This window comes from Shewanella sp. 11B5, assembly GCF_002836795.1.
GTDB lineage: Bacteria > Pseudomonadota > Gammaproteobacteria > Enterobacterales > Shewanellaceae > Shewanella > Shewanella frigidimarina.
Genome location: NZ_PJAP01000930.1, coordinates 1 through 3,084 on the forward strand (window position 1 = coordinate 1; position 3,084 = coordinate 3,084).

The following is a 3,084-nucleotide window of genomic DNA, read 5'->3' on the forward strand; positions in this document are numbered from 1 at the left end:
GTCACGTGCCGCATAACTGGAGTCGTAAAATTGGGCGCAAGATTGAAGCATCACATGATATGTGGGGCTGGTTGATGCAAACTGTTAATACTGAAGAAAAATTTGAATCAAAACGTCTAGAGATGGCTAGCCGTGAGTGGAAACGCTTCGACCGTGATAACTCTTTGGCGTGTAAAAACTGCCATAACTATGACTCGATGAAATGGGATGACATGTCAAAGTTGGCGCAAAAACAAATGAAGCGTGCAGCAGAGATAGACCAGAGCTGTGTTGATTGCCATAAAGGTATTGCTCACAAACTTCCTGACATGGGGACTTCTCGTGCACCAGAACTCATTGCACAAGTAGGATCTGGCGAAACTGGTCTTGTGGTTGGTGCTCAGTACTTTACTGCCTTGACTAAACCCCTTTATTTTAATCAAAAAACAGATGTTGAAGCTGGCACGTTAAACATTGCCACTAAAGTGACGGTACTTGAAATCAATGGCAGTCGTGTACTAGTTGGTATTAATGGTTGGCGTAAAAAAATTGGTGCTGGTCGTGTTATCTATTTCGATTTTGGTCTTAACATTCTGTCAGCTCAGTTATCAAAAGATGCTGCGTTAGAAGAAGGCGTAATGAATGTTTTTGAACAGAAAGAAGACCCTATGACCGGATTAACATGGCAGCGTGTTGAAGCCAAAATTTGGACAGATGCTGACTACCTAATTAACGATTTACAGCCACTTTGGGATTATGCCCGCACCACTTATACCAGAAGTTGTAGTGTGTGCCATACCCAACCAGCAGAAGCACACTTTGACGCTAACAGCTGGCCTGGAATGTTTAAAGGCATGATTGCATTCGTCAACATGGACCAAGACACTCAAGCGCTTGTACAAAAGTACTTACAAGAGCATTCATCTACTTTCGATAAGTCGGCGCATTAATAGGACATCATCATGAACAGAAGACATTTTCTTAAAGGCTTAGTGGCGACTTCTTATGTTGGACTAAGCAGTACATCAGTTTTGGCACCATTCAATGCCCTTGCAGCTGCGGGCACTAAAGCAAATGACGACTGGTTGACTACCGGTTCGCACTTTGGTGCATTCAAGATGAAACGTAAGAATGGCGTGATTGACCAGGTGATTCCATTTGAGTTGGACAAATACCCTACCGATATGATTAATGGCGTTAAAGGCTTAGTCTACAACCCTTCACGGGTTCGCTACCCTATGGTACGCCTAGATTTTTTATTGAAAGGTCATAAAAGCGATACCAGTCAACGAGGTGATTTTCGCTTTGTCCGTGTCACTTGGGATAAAGCATTGACTCTGTTTAAAGATTCACTTGATGAGGTACAGACTCAATATGGCCCATCAGGACTGCACGCAGGTCAAACTGGCTGGCGCGCCACTGGACAACTGCATTCAAGTACCAGTCACATGCAACGCGCTGTTGGAATGCACGGTAATTTTGTCAAAAAAATAGGTGACTACTCAACGGGTGCTGGCCAAACTATTTTGCCTTATATTTTAGGTTCTACTGAAGTTTATGCCCAAGGTACTTCATGGCCGTTGATCCTTGAGCAATCTAAAACCATCATTTTGTGGTCAAATGATCCCTATAAAAACCTGCAAGTGGGTTGGAACGCCGAAACCCATGAATCGTTCGCTTATCTAGCGGAGCTTAAAGAAAAAGTAAAACAAGGTAAGATCCGGGTGATCAGTATCGACCCAGTGGTCACTAAAACCCAAAAATACTTAGGCTGTGAGCAACTTTACGTCAACCCACAAACTGACGTTGCGTTAATGCTGGGTATTGCCCATGAAATGATCACCAGTAAGTTACACGATGAAAAATTTATTGAGGGCTACAGCCTAGGTTTCGACAGATTCGTACCTTATATTTTAGGCGAGTCAGATAACGTAGCTAAAACACCAGAGTGGGCCAGTAAAATTACTGGTGTTAGCCCTGAAATTATACGTGATTTAGCTAAAGTGATGACCAAAGGTCGTACTCAAATCATGATGGGTTGGTGTATTCAACGTCAACAACACGGTGAACAACCTTATTGGATGGCAGCTGTACTTGCCACTATGATTGGCCAAATTGGTTTACCTGGTGGTGGTATCAGCTATGGCCATCATTACTCAAGTATTGGTGTTCCTTCATCGGGCGCAGCGGCACCGGGCGCGTTTCCTCGTAATCTTGATGAAGGCCAAAAGCCATTATTCGACAGTAATGATTTTAAAGGTGCGAGTAGCACCATTCCGATTGCACGTTGGATTGATGCCATTTTAGAACCGGGTAAAACCATCGATGCCAACGGGGCTAAGGTCACTTATCCTGATATTAAGATGATGGTATTTTCAGGTAATAATCCATGGAGTCATCACCAAGATAGAAATAAGATGAAGCAAGCATTTCAAAAGCTTGAATGTGTGGTCACTGTCGACATTAACTGGACAGCAACGTGCCGTTTCTCAGACATAGTTTTACCCGCTTGTACTACATTTGAACGTAATGACATTGACGTTTATGGCAGCTACGCTAACCGTGGTGTTTTAGCGATGCAAAAAATGGTTGAACCATTATTTGATAGCTTGTCTGATTTTGATATCTTTACCCGCTTTGCCAAAATAATGGGTAAAGAGACAGAATATACCCGTGGCATGTCTGAATTTGACTGGATTAAGAAACTTTATAACGACTGTAAAGCCGATAATGCCGGTAAGTTCGATATGCCAAATTTCGACACGTTCTGGAAACAAGGTTATGTACATTTTGGTGAAGGCCAACCTTGGACTCGCCATGCTGACTTTAGGGATGATCCTGAAATGAATCCATTGGGTACACCATCGGGCTTGATTGAAATTTTCAGCCGTAAAATCGCCCAATTCAATTACGATGACTGTCCTGGCCATCCTACTTGGATAGAAAAGTCAGAGCGCAGCCATGGTGGTCCTGGTTCAGATAAATACCCAATGTGGATGCAATCTTGCCACCCAGATAAACGCTTACATTCACAAATGTGTGAGTCGCAGCAATATCGGGAAACCTATACGGTACAAGGTCGTGAACCCGTGTACTTGAATCCTA

At 43.2% G+C, this 3,084-nt stretch carries 2 protein-coding genes; both read left to right on the forward strand.

The genetic code is table 11. From position 1 onward, the window contains the following. Positions 1 to 929: NapC/NirT family cytochrome c (locus CXF78_RS18385; protein ID WP_102037567.1), on the forward strand; the 929-nt coding region annotated here is incomplete at its 5' end. 12 nt (positions 930 to 941) lie between these two features. Beyond that, positions 942 to 3,084 (forward strand): trimethylamine-N-oxide reductase TorA (gene torA / locus CXF78_RS18390; RefSeq protein WP_102037568.1); only part of this gene is annotated, 2,143 nt, incomplete at its 3' end.